This is a genomic window from Streptomyces sp. XY431, assembly GCF_001279805.1.
Classification (GTDB): Bacteria; Actinomycetota; Actinomycetes; order Streptomycetales; family Streptomycetaceae; genus Kitasatospora; species Kitasatospora purpeofusca.
On sequence record NZ_LGDO01000477.1, the window covers coordinates 23,436 to 47,771 of the forward strand.

A 24,336-nucleotide genomic window follows, 5' to 3' on the forward strand; every position below is an offset into this window, starting at 1 on the left:
GAGCGCCTGAGCGCCCTGGAAGGCCCTAGACGGCCTCGAAGGGCTCCGGGTAGCGGCACAGGCCGCTCGGGGAGCCGTCGTACCCGGGCAGGGCGAGCGTCTGGAGGTACCCCTCGGGCACCTCGAACGGGCCGCTCACCTCGTGCCGCTGGGCCGGGATGAAGCCGAAGCGGCCGTAGTAGTCCGGGTCGCCGAGCACGACGACGAGCTTCTCGCCGGCCTCCTCGGCGGCCGTCAGCGCGGCCCGGACCACCAGCTCGCCGACACCCTTGCGCTGCCACTCGGGCGCGACGGCGACCGGCGCGAGCGCCAGCCCGGGGCCCTCGCCGACCCGCAGCCGGGAGAGCAGCGCGTGGCCGACGACCAGCCCGGTGTCGTCGACGGCGACCACCGACAGCTCCGGCAGCCAGGCCGGGTCGCGGCGCAGCGCGTCGACCAGGTCGGCCTCGTCGGGGCCGGGGAAGGCGGCCATGTGGACTCGTCTGGTGGCGGGAGCGTCCTCGGGACACTCGATTCTGGTACTGACCTTCACAGGGGATCCCTCTCTCTGTCGCACACCGTTGTGGACCAGCCCCGGACAGCACGATCGCTGTCCGGGGCCGTGAAAGGTTAGCCGATGCCGGCCGACGGAATGTCAGGCCTTCGGCTGCGCCTCGGACTTGGCGTCCTCGCGGACCTTCGGCTGGGCGTCCACGCCGGCCTCGCGGCGCTGCGCCGGGGTGATCGGGGTGGGGGCGCCGGTCAGCGGGTCGCCGCCGGTGGACGTCTTCGGGAAGGCGATGACGTCACGGATGGTGTCGTACCCGCCGAGCAGGGTGACGATCCGGTCGAGGCCGAAGGCGACACCACCGTGCGGCGGCGGGCCGTAGTTGAAGGCGTCCAGCAGGAAGCCGAACTGCGAGGCGGCCTCCTCCTCGGAGAGGCCGATCGCGTCGAACGCCCGCTTCTGCACGTCCCGCTGGTGGATACGGATCGAACCGCCGCCCAGCTCCGAGCCGTTGAGCACGAGGTCGTAGGCGTTGGACAGGGCGCTGCCCGGGTCGGTGTCGAAGGTCGCCAGCGACTCGGCGGTGGGGGCGGTGAAGGGGTGGTGCACCGCGTGCCAGCCCTGGAAGGCGCCCTTGTCGTCCTCGATCGGCTCGAACATCGGGAAGTCGACGACCCAGAGGAAGGCCCACTGGGACTCGTCGATGAGCTCGCAGCGGCGGCCGATCTCCAGGCGGGCGGCGCCGAGCAGCTCCTGCGAGGGGCGCTCCTTGCCGGCCGCGAAGAAGACCGCGTCGCCGTTCTTGGCGCCGGCGGCGGCGGCGAGGCCGGCCAGGTGCTCCTCGGAGAGGTTCTTGGCGACCGGGCCGCGCAGCTCGCCGGTCTCGGCGTCGATGAGCACGTAGGCGAGGCCCTTGGCGCCGCGCGCCTTGGCCCAGTCCTGCCAGGCGTCGAGCTGCTTGCGCGGCTGCGAGGCACCGCCGGGCATGACCACGGCGCCGACGTACGGGGCCTGGAAGACGCGGAACTCGGTGCCGCGGAAGTACTCGGTGAGGTCGGTGAGTTCCTGGCCGAAGCGGACGTCCGGCTTGTCCGAGCCGTAGCGGCCCATGGCGTCGGCGTAGGTCATCCGCGGCAGCGGGTTCGGGACCTCGTAGCCGTGGACCTCGCGCCAGATCGAGCCGATGATCTTCTCGCCGAGGGCCAGGATGTCCTCCTGGTCGACGAAGGAAGCCTCGATGTCGAGCTGGGTGAACTCCGGCTGGCGGTCGGCGCGGAAGTCCTCGTCGCGGAAGCAGCGGGCGATCTGGTAGTAGCGCTCCATGCCGGCCACCATCAGCAGCTGCTTGAACAGCTGGGGCGACTGCGGCAGGGCGTACCAGTGGCCGGGCTGGAGGCGGACCGGGACCAGGAAGTCGCGGGCGCCCTCGGGGGTGGAGCGGGTGAGGTACGGCGTCTCGATGTCGAGGTAGTCGTTGTCCTCCATCACCCGGCGGATGATGTTGTTGACCTTGGAGCGCAGGCGCAGGCCCTTGGCCGGGCCCTCGCGGCGCAGGTCGAGGTAGCGGTAGCGGAGGCGGACCTCCTCGTTGACCGTGCCGGGCTCGTACTCGGCGACCGGGAACGGCAGCGGCGCGGCCTCGGAGAGGACCTCGATCGCGCTGACCACGACCTCGACGGCGCCGGTCGGGATGTCGGGGTTCTCGTTGCCCTCGGGGCGGACCCGGACGTCGCCGACCACCTTGACGCAGTACTCGGCGCGAAGGCCGTGCACCGAGTCCAGGTCGCGGACCACGATCTGCACGGTGCCGGAGGCGTCGCGCAGATCGATGAAGGCCACGCCGCCGTGGTCGCGGCGGCGGGCGACCCAGCCGGCCAGGGTGACGGTGGTGCCTGCGTGCTCCGGGCGGAGCGTGCCCGCGTCGTGCGTGCGGATCACAGCTGCTTCTCCTTCAGGGTGGTGACGAGTGCGTCGAGGGCGACGGGGGCCTGCTCGCCGGTGGTGAGGTCCTTGAGCTGGACCACGCCCTCCGCGAGGTCCCGGTCGCCGGCGACGAGGGCGAAGCGGGCGCCGGATCGGTCGGCGGACTTCATGGCGTTCTTGATGCTCTTGACGCCGAAGGCGAGGTCGGTGGCGACGCCGGCCCGGCGCAGCTCGACCACCTTGGCGAACAGGACGTTCTTGGCCTCCTCGCCGAGCGCGACGGCGTAGACGGAGGTGGCGGCCGGCAGTTCGAGGGCGACGCCCTCGGCCTCCAGGGCCAGGAAGGTGCGGTCCACGCCGAGCGCCCAGCCGACCGAGGGCAGCGCGGGGCCGCCGATCATCTCGGACAGGCCGTCGTAGCGGCCGCCGCCGCCGATCGCGGACTGGGCGCCGAGGCCGTTGTGCACGAACTCGAAGGTGGTGCGGGTGTAGTAGTCCAGCCCGCGCACCAGCTTGGGGTCGTCGACGAAGGCCACGCCGTTGGCGGTGAGCAGCTCGCGGACCTTCTCGTCGTAGGCCTTGCAGTCCTCGCAGAGGTAGTCGCGCAGCATCGGGGCGCCGACGAGCTGGGCCTGCACGGACTCGCGCTTGTCGTCGAGGACGCGCAGCGGGTTGATCTCCGCGCGGCGGCGGGTGTCCTCGTCGAGGTCCAGGCCGGCCAGGAACTCGATCAGGGCGGCGCGGTAGACCGGGCGGCACTGCTTGTCGCCGAGGCTGTTGAGCAGCAGCGAGTAGTCGCTCAGGCCGAGCGCGCGGAAGGCGTCGTCGGCGAGGATGATCAGCTCGGCGTCCAGCGCCGGGTCCTCCGCGCCGATCGCCTCCGCGCCGACCTGCGAGAACTGGCGGTAGCGGCCCTTCTGGGCGCGCTCGTAGCGGTAGTACGAGCCGGAGTACCAGAGCTTGACCGGCAGGTTGCCCTGCTTGTGCAGGTTGGCCTGGAGCGCGGCGCGCAGCACGGAGGCGGTGCCCTCGGGGCGCAGCGCGAGCTCGTCGCCGCCCTTGGTGGTGAGGGTGTACATCTCCTTGGAGACGATGTCGGTGGACTCGCCGACACCGCGGGAGAACAGCTTGACGTCCTCGAAGACCGGGGTCTCGATGTACCCGTAGCCGGCCCGGCGGGCGGGGGCGGCGATGGCCTCGCGGATCGCCAGGAAGGTCGCGGAGCTGGGCGGCAGCAGGTCGTAGGTGCCCTTGGGGGCGGTGAAGGTGCTCAACTTCTCTTCCGTCACATTCCTCGTCGCGGGAAAGCCGGGGCGCCGTCCGCCCCCGCTGCCTGTCGGAGGTAGGGGTTGGTGGCGCGCTCGCGGCCGATGGTGGTCTGTCCGCCGTGGCCGGAGAGGACCACGGTGGCGTCGTCGAGGGGCAGGCACACCCGGGCCAGCGAGCGCATGATCGCCTCGCCGTCCCCGCCCGGGAGGTCCGTCCGCCCTATGGAGCCGGCGAAGAGCAGGTCGCCCGAGAAGAGCACCGGAGGGAGGTCCTCGGCGCCGGGCGTCCGGAACGTCACCGACCCCCCGGTATGGCCGGGGGCGTGGTCGACGGTGAGCGAGAGGCCCGCGAGCTCCAGCACGCTGCCGTCGGTCAGCTCGCGGACGTCGTCCGGCTCGCCGACGGTGAGCTCGCCCATCAGCTGGGTGCCCAGGGAGCGGCCGAGCGCCCGCTCGGGGTCGCTCATCATGTAGCGGTCCTCGGGGTGGATCCAGGCCGGCACGCCCTTGGCGCCGCAGACCGGGACCACGGAGGCGACGTGGTCGATGTGGCCGTGGGTGAGCAGCACCGCGACCGGCTTCAGCCGGTGCTCGCGGACGAGTTCCTCGACGCCGGCGGCGGCCTGGTGGCCCGGATCGACGATGACGCACTCCTCGCCCGGTCCCGGCGCGACCAGGTAGCAGTTGGTGCCCCAGGCTCCAGCGGGGAATCCGGCGATGAACACGCGCGTCCTTCGGTGTCGGTCTCGGTCTCTCGGGCTTCGGCCGCCGCGGTGGCTCCGGCTGCTGCTACAAGCTGTGATTGCAGGGGCAGCCTACCGGCGGTCCGGGTCCGGTTGCGAACCAGATCCGGGTGACAGGTTCACTTCGACCTGACAGGTTCACCCCGTTCTTACGGTCGCGGTCCCTACACTTGGCCGCCGATGGGTGCGATGATCCGCATCGGCATCGCACACACGAGGCCCACACATCAGCGACCAGCACTTCCGTAGGAGACAAAGCCGGTGGTCACCAGCGAACAGCGGCGGCGGCAGCTCGCCCGGGACAAGTACGAACGCCAGGCGGAGCGCCGGGCCGCCGCGGCGGCCGCGCGCAAGCGCCGCAACAGCGTCCTCGGCGCGGCGTTGGCGGTGGTCGTGCTGGCCGGCGGCGGCACCCTGTTCGCGACCGGCGCCTTCGACTCGGACGACAAGAAGAAGAGCGACCCCGCCGCCCAGGCCGCGCCCACCCCGACCGAGCCGACGGTCCCGACCCGCAAGGCGGTCGAGGGCTGCGTCGAGGCCGCCCCGGGCAGCCCGAACGGCAAGCAGTGGCAGGCCGAGCCGGCCCTGACCGTGGACGCCAAGGCCACCTACACCGCGACGCTGGACAGCAACTGCGGCAAGGTGACGCTGGCGCTGGACGCCGCCAAGGCCCCGCACACGGTCAACTCCTTCGCCTTCCTGGCCGGCGAGAAGTACTTCGACCACACCAAGTGCCACCGCCTCACCACCGACGGCATCTTCGTGCTGCAGTGCGGCGACCCGACGGCCAGCGCCACCGCCCCCGGCGGCACCGGCGGCCCGGGCTACAAGTTCGCCGACGAGAACCTCACCGGCGCGACCTACCCGGCCGGCACCGTGGCGATGGCCAACTCCGGCCCCGGCACCAACGGCAGCCAGTTCTTCCTGGTCTACAAGGACACCCAGCTGCCGCCGAACTACACCCCCTTCGGCAAGATCACCGGCGGTCTGGACGTGCTCCAGAAGATCGCCGCCGCGGGCACCCTGGAGGGCGGCACGGACGGCCACCCGATGGCCGACGTCACCCTCAACTCGGTGACCGCCGCCAAGGGTTGATCCGCTCCGGGACCAGGCCCGGCGGCGCCCCCGCGGCCCGCCGGGCGGCCCCGGCCCGAAATCGCCCGGCCCGGATGCGGACAGCACCGGGCCTGGTCGCCTATGTTGGCGTTGTATAGGGTGCCCAGACCCGCCGGCCGTCACCCTCGGCAAGCAGGACACGGCGGACGGGGACGGCGGACCCATCGGTCCGCCGCACATCAACTGTGGACGACGGACGCCCTACCGCCCCGGCGGTGGGCGCGACGTCATGTGGAGGACGCGCTATGAGCAGCGACCCGTGGGGCCGTGTCGACGAGCAGGGCACGGTCTACGTCAGGACCGCGGACGGCGAACGCGTCGTCGGCTCCTGGCAGGCCGGCTCGCCCGAGGAGGCGCTCGCCTACTTCGAGCGCAAGTACCAGGGCATCGAGGTGGAGATCGGCCTGCTGGAGAAGCGGGTGCGCACCACCGACCTGGCCGCCAAGGACGCCCAGGCCGCGCTGGAGCACCTGCGCGAGCAGGTCACCGAGGCGCACGCGGTGGGCGACCTGGCCGCGCTGGCCAAGCGCCTGGACACGCTCACCGGCGAGATCGACAGCCGTCGCGAGGAGCGCAAGGCCGCCCGCGCCAAGGCCCAGGACGAGACCCGCACCGCCAAGGAGGCGCTGGTCGCCGAGGCCGAGCAGCTCGCCGAGTCCACCCAGTGGCGGGAGGCCGGCGACCGGCTGCGCGCCCTGGTGGACACCTGGAAGGCCCTGCCCCGGCTGGACCGCAAGAGCGACGACGAGCTGTGGCACCGCTTCTCGCACGCCCGCTCGGTCTTCTCCAAGCACCGCAAGTCGCACTTCGCGTCGCTGGACGCCGAGCGCGAGCAGGCCCGGCTCACCAAGGAGCAGCTGGTCACCGAGGCCGAGGCGCTCTCCTCGTCCACCGACTGGGGCGACACCGCGGCCGGCTACCGCGACCTGATGGCGCGCTGGAAGGCCGCCGGCCGCGCCCAGCGCGACATCGAGGACGAGCTGTGGGCGCGGTTCCGCGGCGCCCAGGACGTCTTCTTCCAGGCGCGTTCCGCGGTGTTCAGCGAGCGTGACGCCGAGCAGGTGGCCAACCAGAAGCTCAAGGAGGCGCTGGCGGCCGAGGCCGAGACCATCCTGCCGATCACCGATCTCAAGGCCGCCAAGGCGGCACTGCGCGAGATCAACGAGCGCTGGGAGGCCATCGGCCACGTGCCGCGCGACGTCCGCCCGAAGCTGGACGGCCGGCTGAACACGGTCGAGCGGGCGATCCGCGAGGCCGAGGACAGCGAGTGGAAGCGCTCCAACCCGGAGGCCAAGGCCCGCGCGGCCGGCATGGTCGGCCTGTTCCAGGCGAAGGCCGACAAGCTCCGCACCGACCTCGACAAGGCCCGTGCGGCCGGCAACGCCTCCCGGACGGCGAAGCTGGAGTCCGAGCTGGCCGGCGTCGAGGAGCTGCTGCAGCAGGCCCACCGCAGCCAGGAGGAGTTCAGCGGCTGATCCCGGCCACTGACAGCGTGCGAAGGGCCCCCGGGGAGCGATCCCCGGGGGCCCTTCGCGCTGCCGGCGGCCGCTACTTGCGGGCCGAGGTGACGCGGTAGACGTCGTAGACGCCCTCGACGCCGCGGACCGCCTTGAGGACGTGGCCGAGGTGCTTGGGGTCGCCCATCTCGAAGGTGAACCGGCTCATCGCCACCCGGTCGCGGGAGGTCTGCACCGCCGCCGACAGGATGTTGACGTGCTGGTCCGACAGCACCCGGGTGACGTCCGAGAGCAGCCGGGAGCGGTCCAGCGCCTCGACCTGGATCGCCACCAGGAACACCGAGGACTGGGTGGCCGCCCACTCGACGTCGATCATCCGCTCGGGCTGCTGGCTGAGCGCCTCCACGTTGACGCAGTCGGCGCGGTGCACCGAGACGCCGTTGCCGCGGGTGATGAAGCCCACGATGCCGTCGCCCGGGACCGGGGTGCAGCAGCGCGACAGCTTCACCCAGACGTCCTCGACGCCCTTGACGATCACACCCGGGTCGCCCTTGGCCCGGCGGCGCGCCGCGCGCCGGTTGTCGTGCGTCGGCGTGGCCGTCTCGGCGAGGTCCTCGGTGGCGCCCTCCTCGCCGCCCAGCGCCTGCACCAGCTTCTGGACGATGTTCTGCGCCGCGACATGGCCCTCGCCGATCGCCGCGTACAGCGAGGAGATGTCGGGGTAGCGCATCTCGTGGGCCAGGGTGACCAGCGAGTCCCCGGTGAGGATCCGCTGGATCGGCAGGCCCTGCTTGCGCATCGCCCGGACGATCGCCTCCTTGCCCTGCTCGATCGCCTCCTCGCGGCGCTCCTTGGAGAACCAGGCCCGGATCTTGTTGCGGGCCCGCGGCGATTTGACGAAGCCCAGCCAGTCCCGGGACGGTCCGGCGTTCTCCGCCTTGGAGGTGAACACCTCGACGGTGTCGCCGTTCTCCAGGGTCGACTCCAGCGGCACCAGCCGCCCGTTCACCCGGGCCCCTATGGTGCGGTAGCCGACCTCGGTGTGCACCGCGAACGCGAAGTCCACCGGGGTGGCTCCGGCCGGGAGCGCTATGACGTCGCCCTTGGGCGTGAAGACGAAGACCTCGTTGCTGGCCAGGTCGAAGCGGAGCGACTCCAGGAACTCGCCCGGGTCGGCGGTCTCCTTCTGCCAGTCCAGCAGCTGCCGCAGCCAGGCCATCTCGTTGACGGCGCCGGCCTTGTCGTCCTTGCGGGTCTGGGTCGGGGTGTCGGTGCGGACCTTGGAGGCCCCGGCCACCGCCCGCTGCTTGTACTTCCAGTGCGCGGCGATGCCGTACTCGGCCCGGCGGTGCATGTCGAAGGTGCGGATCTGCAGCTCGACCGGCTTGCCCCCGGGACCGATCACCGTGGTGTGCAGCGACTGGTACATGTTGAACTTGGGCATCGCGATGTAGTCCTTGAACCGCCCCGGCACCGGGTTCCACCGCGCGTGGATGGTGCCCAGCGCCGCGTAGCAGTCGCGGACGGTGTCGACCAGGACCCGGATGCCCACCAGGTCGTAGATCTCGGCGAAGTCCCGGCCCCGGACGATCATCTTCTGGTAGACCGAGTAGTAGTGCTTCGGCCGGCCGGTGACGGAGGCGGTGATCCTGGCGCCGCGCAGGTCGCCCTGGACCTGGTCGATGACGGTCGCCAGGTACTCGTCCCGCTTGGGGGCGCGCTCGGCGACCAGCCGGACGATCTCGTCGTACATCTTGGGGTAGAGGATCGCGAAGGCGAGGTCCTCCAGCTCCCACTTGATGGTGTTCATGCCCAGCCGGTGCGCCAGCGGGGCGTAGATCTCCAGCGTCTCGCGGGCCTTCTTCTCCTGCTTCTCCCGCTTGAGGTAGCGCATGGTGCGCATGTTGTGCAGCCGGTCGGCCAGCTTGATCACCAGGACCCGCGGGTCCTTGGCCATCGCGACGACCATCTTGCGGACCGTCTCGGCCTGCGCGGCCTCGCCGAACTTCACCCGGTCCAGCTTGGTGACGCCGTCGACCAGCAGGGCCACCGAGTCGCCGAAGTCCTTGCGCAGGGTCTCCAGGCCGTAGTCGGTGTCCTCGACCGTGTCGTGCAGCAGCCCGGCCATCAGGGTCGGGGCGTCCATGCCCAGCTCGGCCAGGATGGTGGCGACCGCCAGCGGGTGGGTGATGTAGGGGTCGCCGCTCTTGCGCTTCTGCCCGCGGTGCCACTTCTCGGCGACCGCGTACGCCTTCTCGATGTCCCGCAGCAGCGCCGGATCGGCCTTGGGGTCGTTGGCCCGGATGGAGCGGAACAGCGGCTCCAGCACCGGGTTGAGGACGCTGGAGCGCTGGCCGCCGAGGCGGGCGAGGCGGGCGCGCATGCCGCCGGCGGTGGAGGCCCGGCCGCCCGGCGCGGACGGGCGGGACGGGGTCGGCGCCGGGCGGGCCGGGGTGGCCCCCGAGGGCGTGGGCCGGTTCTCGGGGGCGGCCGCAGCGGCCTTGGGCACAACCTCGTCGGGCAAGGACACTCCTCGGGGCACTCGGCCTGCCCCCCGCGGGCGCCGTGCGGCTGGGACCGCGCCTCGCACAACCGGGAGGGGATGAATCTTCATGGTACCGAGCCTCGCGCCGGGCCGTTCGGTCGGCCGGGCCCCGCACACGGACCGGACACACGCCGGACACAACGACGGGCGGCGGCCGGATGATTCCGACCGCCGCCCGTCCGGGTCGTGCGTCCTAGGAGCACGACCGGCGTCAGACCATGACCAGCGTCTCCAGCGGAGCGTCGCCCAGGTGCGGGGCGAGCCGCTCGCGGCCGCCGAGGAAGCCGAGCTCCATCAGCACGACCACACCGGCGAGCTCGGCCCCGGCCTCCCGGACCAGGTCCAGCGAGGCGCCGACGGTCCCGCCGGTGGCCAGCACGTCGTCCACCACCAGCACCCGCTCACCGGGCGCGAAGGCGTCGCACTGCACCTCCAGCGTCGCCGAGCCGTACTCCAGCTCGTACGAGCGCCGGAACACCTCGCCGGGCAGCTTGCCCTGCTTGCGGATCGGCACGAAGCCGAGCCCGGCCGCGAAGGCCGCCGGAGCCGCCAGCACGAACCCGCGTGCCTCCAGACCGACCACCTTGGTGGCCCCGAGCTCCCGCGCCCGCTCCGCCAGCGCCCGGGTGAGCACGGCGAAGGCCTCGGCGTCGGCGAGCAGCGGCGCGATGTCCTTGAACAGCACGCCCGGCTTCGGGTAGTCCGGGACGTCCCGGATCCGGCTGGTGAGCAGCTCGGCCAGTGTGGTGTCGGCGGTGGTCACGAAGGGTCCTTACGGTCGGCGGGGATCAGCGCTTGGTGGACGGACGGCCCTTGGCACGCGTGGTGCCGGCCGCCCTGCCGCGCTGACCGACCATACCCGCCGGCAGGTCCTCGTCCGCGATCTCCACACCGTCGCCGGCCTCCGCCGCCGCGGCGGCCTTGGCCTCGGCGGCCCGGCGCTGGGCCACCCGCTTGGCGAGGGCCTTCATCTCCGGCTGCTCCTCCTTCAGCTGCGCGAGCAGCGGGGTGGCGACGCAGATGGACGAGTAGGCACCGGCGGCGAGACCGATGAACAGGGCCAGCGAGATGTCGTTCAGGGTGCCGGCACCGAGCAGACCGCCACCGATGAACAGCAGCGCCGCCACCGGGAGCAGGGCGACCACCGTGGTGTTGAGCGAGCGGACCAGGGTCTGGTTGAGGCCCGCGTTGGCCGCCTCGCTGTAGGTGATCTTGTTCTGCTTGGTGAGCCCCTTGGCGTTCTCCTTCACGGTGTCGAAGACGACGACCGTGTCGTAGAGCGAGTAGCCGAGGATGGTCAGGAAGCCGATCACGGTACCCGGGGTGACCTCGAAACCGACCAGGGCGTAGACGCCGATGGTGATCAGGAGGTCGTGGATGAGGGCGACCAGGGCGGCCACCGCCATCCGCCACTCGAAGGCGATCGCCAGGTAGATCGTCACCAGGATCATGAAGATGACCAGGCCGGTGATCGCCTTGTTGGAGATCTGCTCACCCCAGCTGGGGCCGATCACCTGGGTGTCGATCTCGGCGGCGGGGACGCCGATCGCCGGGGCCAGCTTGCTGGTGAACTCCGAGGCGGTGGTCTTGTCCTCGGAGGAGATCTGGATCCGGATCTTGCCGTTGTCGGTCGACTGCACCAGCGGGTGCGAGGACACGATCTTGTCCACGGCGTCCTGGGCCTGCGACACCGAGAGCCCGGGCTTGGTCACGGTGTAGACCGAGCCGCCCTTGAACTCGATGCCCAGGTGCAGGCCCATCGCCAGACCGATCGCGGCGACCAGGACGATCACACCGGAGATGCTGTACCAGAGCTTGCGGCGGCCGACGAAGTCGAAGCTGACCTCGCCCTGGTAGAGCCTGTGGCCCAGATTGGAGAAGCGCGACACGGTGTCAGGCCCCCTTCACGGCGGCGGAGGACGAAGGGTTGCGACGACGGGTGCTGCGCAGCGGCGGACGTGCGCCCAGCCGCTTCGGGTCCAGACCGGACCACGGGTGGCCGTCGGAGAAGAACTTCCGGCGGGCCAGCAGCGTGATCAGCGGCTTGGTGAAGAGGAAGATCACCACGACGTCGAGCGCCGTGGTCAGGCCCAGCGTGAACGCGAAGCCCTGCACCTTGCCGACCGAGACCACGTAGAGCACGGCGGCACAGAGGAAGGAGACGAAGTCCGACACCAGGATGGTGCGCCGGGCGCGCGGCCAGGCCCGCTGGACGGCCGGACGCAGCAGCGCCCCCTCGCGGACCTCGTCGCGGATGCGCTCGAAGTACACGATGAAGGAGTCCGCGGTGATACCGATCGCGACGATCGCGCCGCAGACCGCGGGCAGGTTCAGCGCGAAGCCGATCCCGCCGCCGAGCAGGCTCATGATCGAGTAGGTCAGGGCCGCCGAGACGAGCAGACCGGCGATCGAGACCAGGCCCAGGCCGCGGTAGTAGACCAGCGAGTACAGGACCACCAGGACCATACCGATCAGACCGGCGACCAGGCCGGCCTTCAGCTGGTCGCCGCCGAGCTGCGGGGAGACGGTGGTGACGTCGCTGGTGGTGAACTCCAGCGGCAGCGCGCCGAAGCTCAGCACGTTGGCGAGGCTCTGCGCCTCCTCCTGGCCGAAGTTGCCGGAGATCACGGCCGAGCCGCCGGGGATGGCGCCGCGGACGTACGGGTGGGAGACGACCTGGCCGTCCAGCACGATGGCGAACTGGTTGGTCGGGTCGGGCTGGGTGGCCAGCTGGCCGGTGACGGCGGTGAACGCGTCGGTGCCCTTGCCGTCGAACTGCAGCTGGACCTGCCAGCCGCCGCCCTGCTGGGTGTCGATGCTCGCCTGGGCCTTGGACACGTTCTTGCCCTCGACCGCGACGGGGCCGAGCGCGAGCTTGTAGAACAGGCCCTTCTCGTCCTTCTGCGTGCAGGCGACGGTCGGCGCGCCGTCGGCGCCCTGGTAGTTCTTGTTCCGCTGTTCCGGCTTGCTGCAGTCCAGCGCGGCGAACTGCGCGGCCAGCTCCGGCGGCACGGTGCCCGAGGTCATCGCGGCGGAGAGGTCCGGGTTGGCCGGGGGCGTGGCGGCGGCCGACGGCGCGCCGGTCGCGGCGGCCGGGGCGGCGCTCGGGGTGGCGGAGGCGGCGGCACCGGTGGTGGCGACCGGCGACGGCGTGTTGTCGGCCGCGAGGGCCTCACCGGCCGGGCGGCCCTGCTTGGTGGCGCTCGCGCTCGGCGTGCCGGTCCCGGCGGCGGTGGCGGCGGCGCTCGGGGCGGCGGAACCCGTCCCGGTCGCGGCGGGGGTGGCGGCCGGGCTGCCGGTCGCGGCCGGGGTGCCGGTCGCGCTCGCGGACGGGGTCGCGCTCGGGGCCGGGGCCTGGAGGCCGCTCGGGGCGAGGGCGAGGACCGGGCGGAAGAACAGCTTCGCGGTGGTGCCGACCTGGTCGGCCGCGGTCTGCTTGTCCCCGCCCTTGGGGATGTTCACGATGATGTTGCGGTCACCCTGGGTCTGCACCTCCGCCTCGGAGACGCCCATCCCGTTGACCCGCTGCTCGATGATCCCGGTGGCGATGTCCATGTTGGACTTGTTGATCGCCTTGGGGTCGCTCGACTTCGCACTCAGCGTGATGCTGGTACCGCCGGCGAGGTCGATCCCGAGGCGGGGCTTGGTGTTGCCCGTCCCGAACATGAGGGCGACCAGTCCGACGGTGACGACCAGGATGAGGGCCAGCGCCCGCCCTGGGTAGCCGTCGCGCGGGCGCGACTTGGGTGTTGCCACCTTGCTCGTTTCTCCCTGTCCATGCCACCTCCCCCCACCGGACCCCGCCCGGCTCGTGGCTGGACGGGGTGTGGCGGAACTGCGGCCCTGAGTCCTGTGGGCTCGCGGCGTTGCGCCGCGCGACCGGGCGGGTTGCCCGGCCGTACTACTTGCTCGCGGGAGCGCCGCCCTCGGCCTCGGCCTTCGCGTCGCCCTTGGCGGCGTCGTCCTTGGTGAACGACAGCGGCTCGGCGGCGGCCGGCTCGATCTCGGCGTCCGCGGTGTCCACGGCGTCGACCGGCTCGTCCTCGGCGGGGCGGCCGTTGATGATCGCGTCGTAGTCCGCGGGGTCCATGACCGCCGCGATCGCGCTCTTGGTGAAGTGGCTGACCACGCCCGGCGCGATCTCCAGCTCGACGGTCTCCTCGTTGACCGCCTTCACCCGCGCGTACAGACCACCGATGGTCCGGACTCCCGCCCCGGGCTCCAGCGCGGTCTGCATCTGCTGCATCTGCGACTGGCGCTTCTTCTGCGACCGGAACATGAGCACGATCGCGAGGATCGGGAGGAGAAGGATGATGAGGTTCACTGCAGCCAGGGTCCTTTACGGGCCGCCGGCCGGCGGCCTGTGTGGTAATGGTCGTCCCGTCGGGTGAGAGGGGCGGTCCGGCGGAGTCTAGGCGACCCCGAACTGATCGGACAACGCCAAGCATCGCATCCTGCCGCCGAAAGTGGCGAGCCTCCGCCTGCACAGTTTCCCGGGACTTCTCCCCCGGATCGCGCGGCCACCCCGGCGGCGGGCGCGCACGCTCCGCATACGCTCCGCCCTCACCCGTTCGGCCTCCCGCCCGGGCTCCCGCTCAGTTTTCGGGGCTCCGGGGCCCGTCGGGGGCGAAGAGTTCGGGCTGGGCGGGCACCGCGCCGCGGCCCGGTTGCGCCGGCGGCACCAGGCCGAGGTGCTGCCAGGCGGCGGCGGTGGCGATCCGCCCGCGCGGGGTGCGGGCCAGCAGGCCCTCGCGGACCAGGAACGGTTCGGCGACCTCCTCGACCGTCTCGGCCTCCTCGCCGACCGCGACCGCCAGGGTGGACAGCCCGACCGGGCCGCCGCCGAAGAGCCGCAGCAGCGCGCCCAGCACCGCGCGGTCCAGGCGGTCCAGACCGCGGGCGTCCACCTCGTAGACCTCCAGCGCCCGGCCGGCGATCTCGGCGGTCACCACGCCGTCGTGCCGCACCTGCGCGTAGTCGCGGACCCGGCGCAGCAGCCGGTTGGCGATCCGCGGCGTCCCCCGGGAGCGGCCGGCGATCTCGGCCGCGCCGGCCGGGTCGATCTCCACGTCCAGCAGCGCGGCCGAGCGGTGCACCACCCGCTGCAGCTCGGCCGGGGCGTAGAACTCCATGTGGCCGGTGAAACCGAACCGGTCCCGCAGCGGCGGCGGCAGCAGACCGGCCCGGGTGGTCGCGCCGACCAGGGTGAACGGCGGCAGCTCCAGCGGGATGGCGGTCGCGCCCGGCCCCTTGCCGACGATCACGTCGACCCGGAAGTCCTCCATCGCCATGTAGAGCATCTCCTCGGCGGGCCGGGACATCCGGTGGATCTCGTCGAGGAAGAGCACCTCCCCCTCGGCGAGCGAGGAGAGGATCGCCGCGAGGTCCCCCGCGTGCTGGATCGCCGGCCCGGAGGTGATCCGGATCGGGGCTCCCAGCTCGGCCGCGATGATCATCGACAGGGTGGTCTTGCCGAGCCCGGGCGGGCCGCTGAGCAGGACGTGGTCCGGCGCGGAGCCGCGCCGGCGGGCAGCCTGGAGCACCAGCGACAGCTGCTCGCGCACCCGCTCCTGGCCGATGAACTCGTCCAGCAGCTTGGGGCGCAGCGCCGCCTCTACGGCCTGGTCCTCACCGTCGGCGGCGGCGGTCACCAGCCGGTCGGCGGGCTCGGGGTCGTACGGGCTCATCGGCGGGGGCTCCCACATCGGTGTCGACAAAGTGACTGGTCGTCAGCTGGCTTCAGCGCGAACGGTTGAGGCCCCGCAGCGCGAGCCGCAGCAGCGCTCCGACGTCCGGCGTCGACTGCGCCTCCGCCTCCGGGGCGACGGCGGCGACCGCCTCGTCCGCCTCGCGGGGCGCGTAGCCGAGACCCACCAGCGCGGAGTGCAGCTGCTCGCCCCACGGCGCCGGGCCGCTCGCGACCGGCTTCTGCGCCGGCACCGCGCCGTGCGGCGCACCCAGCTTGTCCTTGTACTCCAGCAGCAGCTTGGCCGCCTTGGCCTTGCCGATGCCGGGCACCGCCACCAGCGCCTTCTCGTCGCCGCTCGCCACCGCGGCGCGCAGCGCGTCCGGGCTGTGCACCCCGAGCACGGCCTGCGCCAGCTTCGGGCCGACCCCGGGCGCGGCCTGGAGGATCTCGAAGACGGCGCGCTCGTCGTCGTCGGCGAAGCCGAACAGGGTCAGCGAGTCCTCCCTGACCACCAGCGAGGTGGCCAGCCGGGCCGGCTCGCCCAGCCGCAGGCCGGCCAGGGTGGCCGGCGTGCACTGCACCGCCATGCCGACACCGCCGACCTCCACCACCGCGAGGCCGGCGGAGATCGCCGCCACTGGTCCTTGCACGAAGGCGATCATCGGAGGGTTCCTCTCGGGCCGGGCGGGGTGGTGGTGCGGGCGGCCGCCTTGATCGCGGCCTCCAGGCGGTTGGTGGCGCCGCCGCGCCAGATGTGGCAGATGGCCAGCGCCAGCGCGTCGGCGGCGTCGGCCGGCTTCGGCGGCGCGTCGAGCCGCAGCAGCCGCTGCACCATCGCCGTGACCTGGGCCTTGTCGGCCCGTCCTGAGCCGGTGACGGCGGCCTTGACCTCGCTGGGGGTGTGCAGGGTGACCGGTATGCCGCGCCGGGTGGCGCAGAGCATCGCGACCGCGCTGGCCTGCGCGGTGCCCATCACGGTGCGGACGTTGTGCTGGGCGAAGACCCGCTCGACGGCCACCAGCTCGGGCCGGTGCTCGTCCAGCCAGGCCTCGATGCCCTGCTCGACCAGCAGCAGCCGCGGCCCGATCTCCGCCTCGGCGGGGGTGCGCACCACCCCGACCCCGACCATCCGCAGCGGCCGGCCCGGCGCGCCCTCGACCACGCCGATCCCGCACCTGGTCAGCCCGGGATCGACCCCCAGCACCCGAACCAAGGCTCCCCCTTCGACCTGACGTCCTCCGACCTGCGAAGGCTACCGCCCACCACCGACAGCGCCACCGACGACACCGGCCCGGCGGTCCTGGGGACCACCGGGCCGGGAGGGGGCACGATCACTCGGAGTCGAGCTGCGCACCGACCTCGTCGCTGATGTCGAAGTTGGCGAAGACGTTCTGCACGTCGTCGCTGTCCTCCAGGGCGTCGATCAGCTTCAGGATCTTGCGGGCGCCGTCGACGTCCAGCTCGACCTGCATGCTCGGCAGGAAGTTGGCCTCGGCCGAGTCGTAGTCGACACCGGCGTCCACCAGGGCGGTGCGCACGGCGACCATCTTGGAGGCCTCGGAGACGATCTCGAAGGAGTCGCCGAGGTCGTTGATCTCCTCGGGCTCCTGGTCGAGCACGACCTCGAAGAGCTTGTCCTCGTCCACGCCGTCGGCCTTGGGGACGATCACGACGCCCTTGCGGTTGAACAGGTACGAGACCGAGCCCGGGTCGGCCATCGAGCCGCCGTTGCGGGTCATCGCCACGCGCACGTCGGAGGCGGCACGGTTGCGGTTGTCGGTGAGGCACTCGATGAGCACCGCGACACCGTTCGGGCCGTAGCCCTCGTACATGATGGTCTGGTAGTCGGCGCCGCCGGCCTCCAGACCGCCACCGCGCTTGACGGCGCGGTTGATGTTGTCGATCGGGACCGAGCTCTTCTTCGCCTTCTGGATGGCGTCGTAGAGGGTCGGGTTGCCGCCCACGTCGGGACCGCCGGTGCGCGCCGCCACCTCGATGTTCTTGATCATCTTGGCGAAGAGCTTGCCGCGCTTGGCGTCGATCACGGCCTTCTTGTGCTTGGTGGTAGCCCACTTAGAGTGGCCGGACATCGCCAGCTCCTTTACGTCGCCAATGGGAAATGAACAGATGAGATCTTACCGGTGCGGTCGGTCCTCGCCCGCACACGGTCGTTCGCGCACCGTCACGCGGCGGCGAGGTGCTCCTCGACCATCCGCACGAAGTAGGCGTGCACCCGGTGGTCGCCGGTGAGCTCGGGGTGGAACGAGGTGGCCAGCAGGTTGCCCTGGCGCACCGCGACGATCCGGCTCTCCGGGCCGTCGGCGGCCGGCAGCTCGGCCAGCACCTGGACGCCCGCGCCGACCGCCTCCACCCACGGGGCGCGGATGAACACGCCGTGCACCGGCGCCTCGTCCAGGCCCGTGAAGGCGACGCCCGACTCGAAGGACTCGTTCTGGCGGCCGAAGGCGTTGCGGCGCACGGTCATGTCGATGCCGCCGACCGTCTCCTGGTCCTCGCGCCCGTCCAGGATCTTGTCGGCCAGCATGATCATGCCGGCGCAGGTCCCGTACACCGGCATCCCGGCCGCCACCCGCTCGCGCAGCGGGCCCATCACGCCGAACAGCAGCGCCAGCTTCGACATCGTGGTGGACTCCCCGCCGGGGATCACCAGCGCGTCGACCTCGGCCAGCTCCTCCACCCGGCGGACCGGACGGGCCAGCGCGTCGGCCTCGGCCAGCGCGATCAGGTGCTCACGGACGTCGCCCTGAAGGGCGAGGACGCCGATGACTGGAGTGGACACTTCTCGTACCTCTTGACTCTCGAACGGACGACGCGCAGCGGCCCGCCGCGCCGATGATCACACCGTGCGGCGGGCCGTGGGAGGCGTATTACCAGCCGCGGTTGGCGTAGCGCTCGGTCTCCGGCAGGGTGTCGCAGTTGATGCCGACCATGGCCTCGCCCAGGTTGCGGGAGGCGTCGGCGATGATCTTCGGGTCGTCGAAGAACGTGGTGGCCTTGACGATCGCGGCGGCACGCTTCGCCGGGTCGCCCGACTTGAAGATGCCGGAGCCGACGAAGACACCCTCGGCACCCAGCTGGCGCATCAGCGCGGCGTCGGCCGGGGTGGCCACACCACCGGCGGAGAACAGCACGACCGGCAGCTTGCCGAGCTCGGCGACCTCCTTGACCAGCTCGTACGGGGCGCGCAGCTCCTTGGCGGCGGCGTACAGCTCGTTGTTGTCGAAGCCCCGCAGCTTGGCGATCTCGTTCTTGATCTGGCGCAGGTGGCGGACGGCCTCGACGACGTTGCCGGTGCCGGCCTCGCCCTTGGAGCGGATCATGGCCGCGCCCTCGGCGATGCGGCGCAGCGCCTCGCCCAGGTTGGTGGCACCACAGACGAACGGCGTGGTGAACGCGAACTTGTCGGAGTGGTTGACCTCGTCGGCCGGGGTCAGCACCTCGGACTCGTCGATGTAGTCGACACCCAGCGACTGGAGGACCTGGGCCTCGACGAAGTGGCCGATCCGGGACTTCGCCATGACCGGGATCGAGACCGCGGCGATGATCTCCTCGATCATGTTCGGGTCCGACATGCGGGCCACGCCGCCGTCCTTGCGGATGTCGGCCGGCACGCGCTCCAGGGCCATGACGGCCACAGCGCCGGCGTCCTCGGCGATCTTCGCCTGCTCGGCGTTGACCACGTCCATGATCACACCGCCCTTGAGCTGCTCGGCCATGCCGCGCTTGACCCGGGCGGTACCGATCTGCGGCTGGTCTGCGGTGGTGGGGGTGGTGGACACGTGAGACCTCACTCGAAGATGAACCAGTGCTATCGCCCTATGGTAGGCGGAAGAAACGGCCCCTCCATGCGCCACCAAGTCCAGCGTGCGTGACGGGATACGACAAACAGGCCGGATCCGGACCCACCCGCCGCACCGGGTGAGACGCGTTCCACCCGGCCCTGCCGGACTTGCCCCACCCGGTCCCTTGCCCGGTCCCGGCCCGCTCCCCCGCCGCGCACGCCGCTCCGGCGCACCCTACGCCGGAGCGCCCTCCGGAGTGAGCGCCGACGGCGGCGCGTCGTCCATCTCGAACGCCATCGGGAACGGCGCCCGGCCCGCCAGCCGGAAGTACCGCACCAGCCGGTGCTCCCGCACCGCCCGCGCCGCCCGCACCGCGTCGTTGTGGAACCGCCGCGCCATCGGCACCCGCCGCACCGCCGCCGTCAGGTCCCGCACCGCTTCCTCGCCGCCCGGCTCGGCCACCAGCACCGCCACCTGCTCCGGCTCCGCGAACACCGCCCGCAGCGCCAGGCTCAGCTGGCTCTCGGCCACCTCGCGCTGCTCGTCCTCCGCCTGCCGGGCCGCGTGCGCCGCGTCCAGCAGCAGCAGCGACGCCGCCGGGTCCAGCAGCGAGGACGTCGCCAGCTCCATCGCCACCGACGCCCGGCGGACCAGCTGCGCGTCCAGCGCCGCCCGGGCGGCGTCGATCCGGGCGTGCAGCCGGTCCAGCCTCCCGGCCGTCCAACTCAGGTACATCCCGAACAGCACCACGGCCACGCCGGCCCAGATCCACGTAGTCACGGGGCGCTACGCTACCGGGTGCTCCCGGTTCACCCCTCGACCGCCGTGTTCCGGTACGCCTCGCGGTCGATGTCGCGCACGTCCACCGCGAGCTGCAGCCGCTCCCCAGGCGCCGGCGCCACCCGCTCGGCCAGCAGCGCCAGCACCGCCTCGGTGAGCGCCGCCTTCGCCTCCGGGGTCCGCCCCGGGAAGATCTGGAACTGCACGAACAGCTGCGCCTCGGCCCGCTCGCCGAAGCCCACCACGACCTCCGGGTCGGTCTGCCGGAAGACCGTCTTGCAGCCCTCGGGTGTGGCGTTGATGGTCTCCACCGCGAGCCGGTTGATCGCCAGCCCCAGCTCACGGCGGTCGAAGGAGCCGGCCAGGCTCGGCGAGTAGTCGACGGAGATCTGCGGCATCGGGGGCCTCCGGGGGCACGGTCGGGACAGCGGTCGGGGACAGCGGTCGCGACGGCTGTCGGGACCGGGGACGTCGAACCGGACGTCGAACGGGACAACCGTCCGACCCTATCCGCGCCCCGCCGCCGGCTCAGTCCCGGGCCAGCCCGAACCGGCCCCGCCGGCCGCTGCGCTCGTCCTCCTCGACCACCGCCGCCGCGCCGGCCGTCACCGTCTCGTAGACGGCCAGGATGTCCGCGCCCACGGTCGACCAGTCGAACCGCCGCACATGCCGCGACGCCGCCTTCCGCAGCTCCTCCAGCCGCCCCGGGTCCCCCAGCAGCCGCAGCGCCGTCCGCGCCAGCGCGTCCGCGTCCTCCACCGGGAACAGCTCGCCCGCGTCCCCGCCGTCCAGCACCTGCTTGAACGCGTCCAGATCGCTCGCCAGCACCGGCGCGCCCGCCGACATCGCCTCGACCAGGATGATCCCGAAGCTCTCGCCGCCGGTGTTGGGCGCCACGTACAGGTCCACGCTGCGCAGCAGCCGGGCCTTCTCCCGGTCGCTCACCATGCCGAGGAACTCCACCTGCGCGCGGACCTCCGGCGCCAGCCCGGCGACCGCCTCCTCCTCGTCGCCCTTGCCCGCGACCAGCAGCCGCACCCCGGGCCGCTCCGCCAGGATCCGCGGCAGCGCCGCCAGCAGCGTCGGCAGCCCCTTGCGCGGCTCGTTGATCCGCCCGATGAAGCCGATCGTCCCCGGCCCTCCGGCGGCCGCCCCGCCGGTCCAGCGCGCGTCCGGCTCGGCCTCCGCGAAGAAGCCCACGTCCACGCCGTTCGGGATCACCACCGCGTCCCCGCCCAGGTGCTCCACCAGGGTGCGCCGCGCGTACTCGCTCACCGCGATCCGGGCCCGCATCTTCTCCAGACCCGGCTGGAGGATCGGCGAGGCCGCGATCATCGCCCGCGAGCGCGGGTTCGAGGTGTGGAAGGTGCCCACCATCGGCCCCGAGGCCGACCAGGCCGCCAGCATCGACAGGCTCGGCGAGGCCGGCTCGTGCACGTGCAGGATGTCGAACCGCCCCTCGTGCAGCCACCGCCGCACCCGGGCCGCCGACAGGATCCCGAAGCTCAGCCGCGCCACCGAGCCGTTGTACGGCACCGCCACCGCCCGCCCCGCCGAGACCACGTACGGCGGCAGCGCCTCGTCGTCCTCGGCCGGCGCCAGCACCGACACCGCGTGGCCCAGGCCGATCAGGTGCTCGGCGAGGTCCCGGATGTGGAACTGCACGCCACCGGGGACGTCCCAGTCGTACGGGCAGACGATGCCGATCTTCACGGGTCTCCTCGAAATCCTGCGGACGGTGCGGGCGGTACGGGCAGCGCGGACGGCGGGTGCGCCTCAGGCCCCCGAGGCCTCGGCCGCCGGGTCGGCGACCACCGGACTCGCGACGACCGGGCCGGCGACCACCGGGTCCGCGGGGCGGGCCGGCCCCGCCTCCACCGTCTCACGGACCGGGAGGTCGGCCAGCCAGAAGCGCTGCAGCATGTGCCAGTCCTCCGGGTGCTCCCGGATCGCGTCCTCCCAGACGTCGGCCATCGCCTGCGTCATCACCCTGGTCTTCTCCGCCCGGTCGCCCTCCTCCGGCACCGGCACCTCCGGATGGATCCGGCCCCGCAGGATCCGGCCCTCGTACCAGAGCGAGACCGGCATCAGCGCCGCCCCGGTCCGCTGCGCCAGCGCCGCCGGACCGGCCGGCATCCGGGTCGCCTCACCGAAGAACGACACCCCGATACCCGCCTCCGAGAGGTCGCGGTCCCCCACCAGGCAGACCAGCTTCCCCGCCCGCAGCCGACGCGCCAGCGTGCCCACCACGTTCACCGAGCCGCCGGTCAGCGCCAGCACCTCCATGCCCAGGCTCTCCCGGAACGCCACGAACCGGTCGAACAGCCGCTCCGGCTTCAACCGCTCCGCCACCGTCGTGAACGGATACCCCAGCGAGGCCACCCAGGCGCCCGCCAAGTCCCAGTTGCCCATGTGCGGCAGCGCTATCACCGCGCCCCGCCCGGACTCCAGCGCCTCCCGCAGCTGCTCGAACCCGTCCACCCGGACGTCCCGCAGCACCCGCGCGCGACCCCACACCGGCAGCCGGAACGACTCCTGCCAGTACCGCATGTACGAACGCATCCCGGCCCGCGACAGCTCCCGCAGCCGGGCCTCGTCCGCGTCCGGGCACACCCGCAGCAGATTCGCCTCCAACTGCAGCACCCGCTTGCCGCGCCGCCGCCACGCCGAATCCGCCAGCCGGTCGAACAGCGCCCGCGCCGCCGGCTCCGGCAGATGCCTGAGCACCGCCCAGCCCGCCGCGTACGCCGAGTACACCAGCCGGTCCACCACTCGTTCCTTCACCGCGGCACCGCCCCCTTCAGCTCCCGGCCGACGCCCGGTCCGGCTCGAACGCCTCGCGGCGCACCGTCACCATCCGCTGGACCACCGTCACCAGACTGCCGGCCGCCACCAGCCACAGCGCCACCGGCAGCAGCCACTCCACGTACGGCACACCGAACGTCGCCAGACCCGCCACACCGGCCGCCACCAGGCTGATCACCAGCCGCTCGGCCCGCTCCACCAGCCCCGACACGTCGCACGGCAGCCCCTGGCTCTCGGCCCGCGCCTTGGTGTACGACACCACCAGCCCGCTCGCCAGACAGAACACCGCCACCGCGCACAGCAGGTTGTTGTCACCCTTGCCCGCGTACCACATGGCCAGGCCGCCGAAGACCGCGGCGTCCGCGACCCGGTCCAGCGTCGAGTCGAGGAAAGCCCCCCACTTGCTGGTCCGCCCCAGCTGCCGCGCCATGTTCCCGTCCACCAGGTCCGAGAAGATGAACAGCGTGATCGTGATGGTGCCCCAGAAGAACTCCCCGCGCGGGAAGAACACCAGCGCGCCCGCCACCGAACCGGCCGTACCGACCAGCGTCACGGTGTCCGGACTCACACCCAACCGGATCAGGAACGCGGCGAACGGGGTCAGGACACGTGTGAAGAAGGCACGCGCGTATTTGTTGAGCATGGCCTTCCCGACCGCTCCGATCTGCCTGGTACCCGCCTGCGGCGGAGAATGCGGCAGACGACCCGACGGATCAGCCCGCCCGGCGCACCCATCGTAGCCACGCCCACCGACACTCCCCGCCCACCGACCGCTCGCGCGCCCCCCGACGCCCTTGTACCGCGCCCCCCGCCGCCTTCGACCCTAGACTTTCACCGACAGCCCCCGGCGCGACGGGAGGAGACCCCGATGCCCGACCGCAGCACCGCCCGGGCCGGCCAGGCCCCCGCCGTCACCGGACCGCGCGACCTGCGCAACGTCGCCCTCATCGGCTGCGCCGGCGTCGGCAAGACCACCCTCGCCGAATCCCTCGCCCTCGCCGCCGGCGCCGTCGGCCGCCCCGGCAAGGTCACCGACGGCACCACCGTCTCCGACCACGAACCCGTCGAGCACCAGCAGCAGCGCTCCGTCCAGCTCTCCGTGCTCCCCCTCGAATGGCGCGGCGTCAAGATCAACCTGATCGACCCGCCCGGCCACCCCGACTTCGCCGCCGATCTGAGCGCCGCCCTGCACACCGCCGACGCCGCCGTCTTCGTGGTCTCCGCCACCGACCCGGTGACCGCCCCCACCCGCGCGCTGTGGCGCCAGTGCGCCGCCGAGAACATCCCCCGCGCCATCGCCGTCGCCAAACTCGACATCGCCCGCGGCAGCCTCGACGAGATCCTCACCGCCTGCCACGACGCCTTCGACCTGGGCCCCGACACCCTCCGGCCGCTCTTCCTCCCGGTCCACCACGACGGCCGCCCCGACGGCAGCGTCGACCTCCTCACCGGCCACACCTACGGCCGCACCGACCCCCTCCCCGACACCGGGCCCGCCCGCGAGAGCCTCGTCGAAGCCATCTCCGGCCAGGACGACACCCTCATGGAGCACTACCTGGCCGGCGAAACCCTCGACACCGACGCCCTCGAAGCCGGCCTGCGCCGCGAAGTCCTCACCTGCGCCCTCCACCCCGCCGTCCCCACCAGCGAGCACGGCCTCGGCGCCACCGAACTCCTCGACCTCATCACCAGCACCTTCCCCGACCCCACCGAACGCACC

23 protein-coding genes are annotated in these 24,336 nt (G+C 72.3%); 3 read left to right on the plus strand and 20 right to left on the minus strand.

Annotated elements, in window-relative coordinates; all coding sequences use genetic code 11:
* Window positions 1-25 precede the first annotated feature (25 nt).
* The 4 genes from ADK60_RS30495 to ADK60_RS30510 form a co-directional block, all read right to left on the minus strand.
* Window positions 26-556 carry a GNAT family N-acetyltransferase gene (locus tag ADK60_RS30495; protein ID WP_478328933.1) on the minus strand — a complete coding sequence of 177 codons (531 nt, stop codon included), beginning with the start codon at window positions 554-556 and terminating at the stop codon, window positions 26-28.
* Between the two features lie 78 nt (window positions 557-634).
* Entirely contained in the window at window positions 635-2,425 is a 1,791-nt protein-coding gene (gene aspS / locus ADK60_RS30500; RefSeq protein ID WP_030396041.1) for an aspartate--tRNA ligase, read from the minus strand.
* Window positions 2,422-3,684: a histidine--tRNA ligase gene (gene hisS, locus ADK60_RS30505; protein ID WP_045938311.1), complete on the minus strand. Its 1,263-nt coding sequence runs from the start codon at window positions 3,682-3,684 to the stop codon at window positions 2,422-2,424. Before hisS ends, aspS begins: the two co-directional genes overlap by 4 nt.
* An 11-nt stretch (window positions 3,685-3,695) precedes the next feature.
* Complete coding sequence (locus ADK60_RS30510) at window positions 3,696-4,403, minus strand: MBL fold metallo-hydrolase (RefSeq protein WP_045938310.1); 708 nt, start codon at window positions 4,401-4,403, stop codon at window positions 3,696-3,698.
* A 279-nt stretch (window positions 4,404-4,682) separates the two neighbouring features.
* On the opposite strand from ADK60_RS30510, the gene ADK60_RS30515 reads away from it, so the two are divergent.
* Both ADK60_RS30515 and ADK60_RS30520 read left to right on the plus strand, forming a co-directional pair.
* Window positions 4,683-5,516, plus strand: coding sequence for a peptidylprolyl isomerase (locus tag ADK60_RS30515; protein ID WP_053650248.1), 834 nt, complete (start codon window positions 4,683-4,685; stop codon window positions 5,514-5,516).
* Between the two features lie 266 nt (window positions 5,517-5,782).
* Window positions 5,783-7,012: a DUF349 domain-containing protein gene (locus tag ADK60_RS30520; RefSeq protein WP_043471824.1), complete on the plus strand. Its 1,230-nt coding sequence runs from the start codon at window positions 5,783-5,785 to the stop codon at window positions 7,010-7,012.
* Window positions 7,013-7,085: 73 nt separating this feature from the next.
* On the opposite strand, the gene ADK60_RS30525 is transcribed toward ADK60_RS30520, so the two are convergent.
* From ADK60_RS30525 to pgsA, 16 genes are all read right to left on the minus strand, one after another.
* Window positions 7,086-9,608, minus strand: coding sequence for a RelA/SpoT family protein (locus ADK60_RS30525; RefSeq protein ID WP_199839794.1), 2,523 nt, complete (start codon window positions 9,606-9,608; stop codon window positions 7,086-7,088).
* A gap of 142 nt (window positions 9,609-9,750) precedes the next feature.
* Window positions 9,751-10,302, minus strand: a complete 552-nt coding sequence (locus tag ADK60_RS30530) for an adenine phosphoribosyltransferase (RefSeq protein ID WP_053650252.1) — start codon at window positions 10,300-10,302, stop codon at window positions 9,751-9,753.
* 25 nt (window positions 10,303-10,327) lie between these two features.
* Window positions 10,328-11,428 carry a protein translocase subunit SecF gene (gene secF / locus ADK60_RS30535; RefSeq protein WP_053650254.1) on the minus strand — a complete coding sequence of 367 codons (1,101 nt, stop codon included), beginning with the start codon at window positions 11,426-11,428 and terminating at the stop codon, window positions 10,328-10,330.
* Window positions 11,429-11,432: 4 nt separating this feature from the next.
* Window positions 11,433-13,295 (minus strand): protein translocase subunit SecD, encoded by a 1,863-nt coding sequence (secD, locus tag ADK60_RS30540; protein ID WP_053650256.1) that lies wholly within the window; start codon window positions 13,293-13,295, stop codon window positions 11,433-11,435.
* A gap of 145 nt (window positions 13,296-13,440) precedes the next feature.
* Window positions 13,441-13,863, minus strand: coding sequence for a preprotein translocase subunit YajC (yajC, locus tag ADK60_RS30545; RefSeq protein ID WP_052708826.1), 423 nt, complete (start codon window positions 13,861-13,863; stop codon window positions 13,441-13,443).
* A 271-nt stretch (window positions 13,864-14,134) separates the two neighbouring features.
* On the minus strand, window positions 14,135-15,226 hold the full coding sequence (gene ruvB / locus ADK60_RS30550; RefSeq protein ID WP_045938304.1) for a Holliday junction branch migration DNA helicase RuvB: 1,092 nt from the start codon (window positions 15,224-15,226) through the stop codon (window positions 14,135-14,137).
* A 52-nt stretch (window positions 15,227-15,278) separates the two neighbouring features.
* A complete protein-coding gene (ruvA, locus tag ADK60_RS30555; RefSeq protein ID WP_045938303.1) occupies window positions 15,279-15,890 on the minus strand; it encodes a Holliday junction branch migration protein RuvA in 612 nt (203 codons plus the stop codon).
* Window positions 15,887-16,441: a crossover junction endodeoxyribonuclease RuvC gene (ruvC, locus tag ADK60_RS30560; RefSeq protein ID WP_045938302.1), complete on the minus strand. Its 555-nt coding sequence runs from the start codon at window positions 16,439-16,441 to the stop codon at window positions 15,887-15,889. Before ruvC ends, ruvA begins: the two co-directional genes overlap by 4 nt.
* Window positions 16,442-16,559: 118 nt before the next feature.
* On the minus strand, window positions 16,560-17,318 hold the full coding sequence (locus ADK60_RS30565) for a YebC/PmpR family DNA-binding transcriptional regulator (protein ID WP_045938301.1): 759 nt from the start codon (window positions 17,316-17,318) through the stop codon (window positions 16,560-16,562).
* 92 nt (window positions 17,319-17,410) lie between these two features.
* Window positions 17,411-18,028 carry a pyridoxal 5'-phosphate synthase glutaminase subunit PdxT gene (gene pdxT / locus ADK60_RS30570; RefSeq protein WP_045938300.1) on the minus strand — a complete coding sequence of 206 codons (618 nt, stop codon included), beginning with the start codon at window positions 18,026-18,028 and terminating at the stop codon, window positions 17,411-17,413.
* Window positions 18,029-18,116: 88 nt separating this feature from the next.
* Window positions 18,117-19,028 carry a pyridoxal 5'-phosphate synthase lyase subunit PdxS gene (pdxS, locus tag ADK60_RS30575; RefSeq protein ID WP_030300161.1) on the minus strand — a complete coding sequence of 304 codons (912 nt, stop codon included), beginning with the start codon at window positions 19,026-19,028 and terminating at the stop codon, window positions 18,117-18,119.
* Between the two features lie 237 nt (window positions 19,029-19,265).
* Entirely contained in the window at window positions 19,266-19,766 is a 501-nt protein-coding gene (locus ADK60_RS30580) for a hypothetical protein (RefSeq protein ID WP_045938307.1), read from the minus strand.
* A gap of 74 nt (window positions 19,767-19,840) precedes the next feature.
* Window positions 19,841-20,209, minus strand: a complete 369-nt coding sequence (locus tag ADK60_RS30585; RefSeq protein ID WP_053650258.1) for a 5-carboxymethyl-2-hydroxymuconate Delta-isomerase — start codon at window positions 20,207-20,209, stop codon at window positions 19,841-19,843.
* A 130-nt stretch (window positions 20,210-20,339) separates the two neighbouring features.
* The gene (locus tag ADK60_RS30590) at window positions 20,340-21,524 is read right to left on the minus strand and encodes a glycosyltransferase family 4 protein (protein ID WP_045938298.1); all 1,185 of its coding nucleotides are present in this window, start codon (window positions 21,522-21,524) and stop codon (window positions 20,340-20,342) included.
* Window positions 21,525-21,587: 63 nt separating this feature from the next.
* Window positions 21,588-22,595, minus strand: a complete 1,008-nt coding sequence (locus ADK60_RS30595; protein ID WP_234371347.1) for a phosphatidylinositol mannoside acyltransferase — start codon at window positions 22,593-22,595, stop codon at window positions 21,588-21,590.
* 16 nt (window positions 22,596-22,611) lie between these two features.
* Complete coding sequence (gene pgsA, locus ADK60_RS30600) at window positions 22,612-23,259, minus strand: phosphatidylinositol phosphate synthase (protein WP_053650262.1); 648 nt, start codon at window positions 23,257-23,259, stop codon at window positions 22,612-22,614.
* 225 nt (window positions 23,260-23,484) lie between these two features.
* Here pgsA and ADK60_RS30605 point away from each other — a divergent pair.
* Window positions 23,485-24,336 (plus strand): GTP-binding protein (locus tag ADK60_RS30605; protein ID WP_159400660.1); only part of this gene is annotated, 852 nt, incomplete at its 3' end.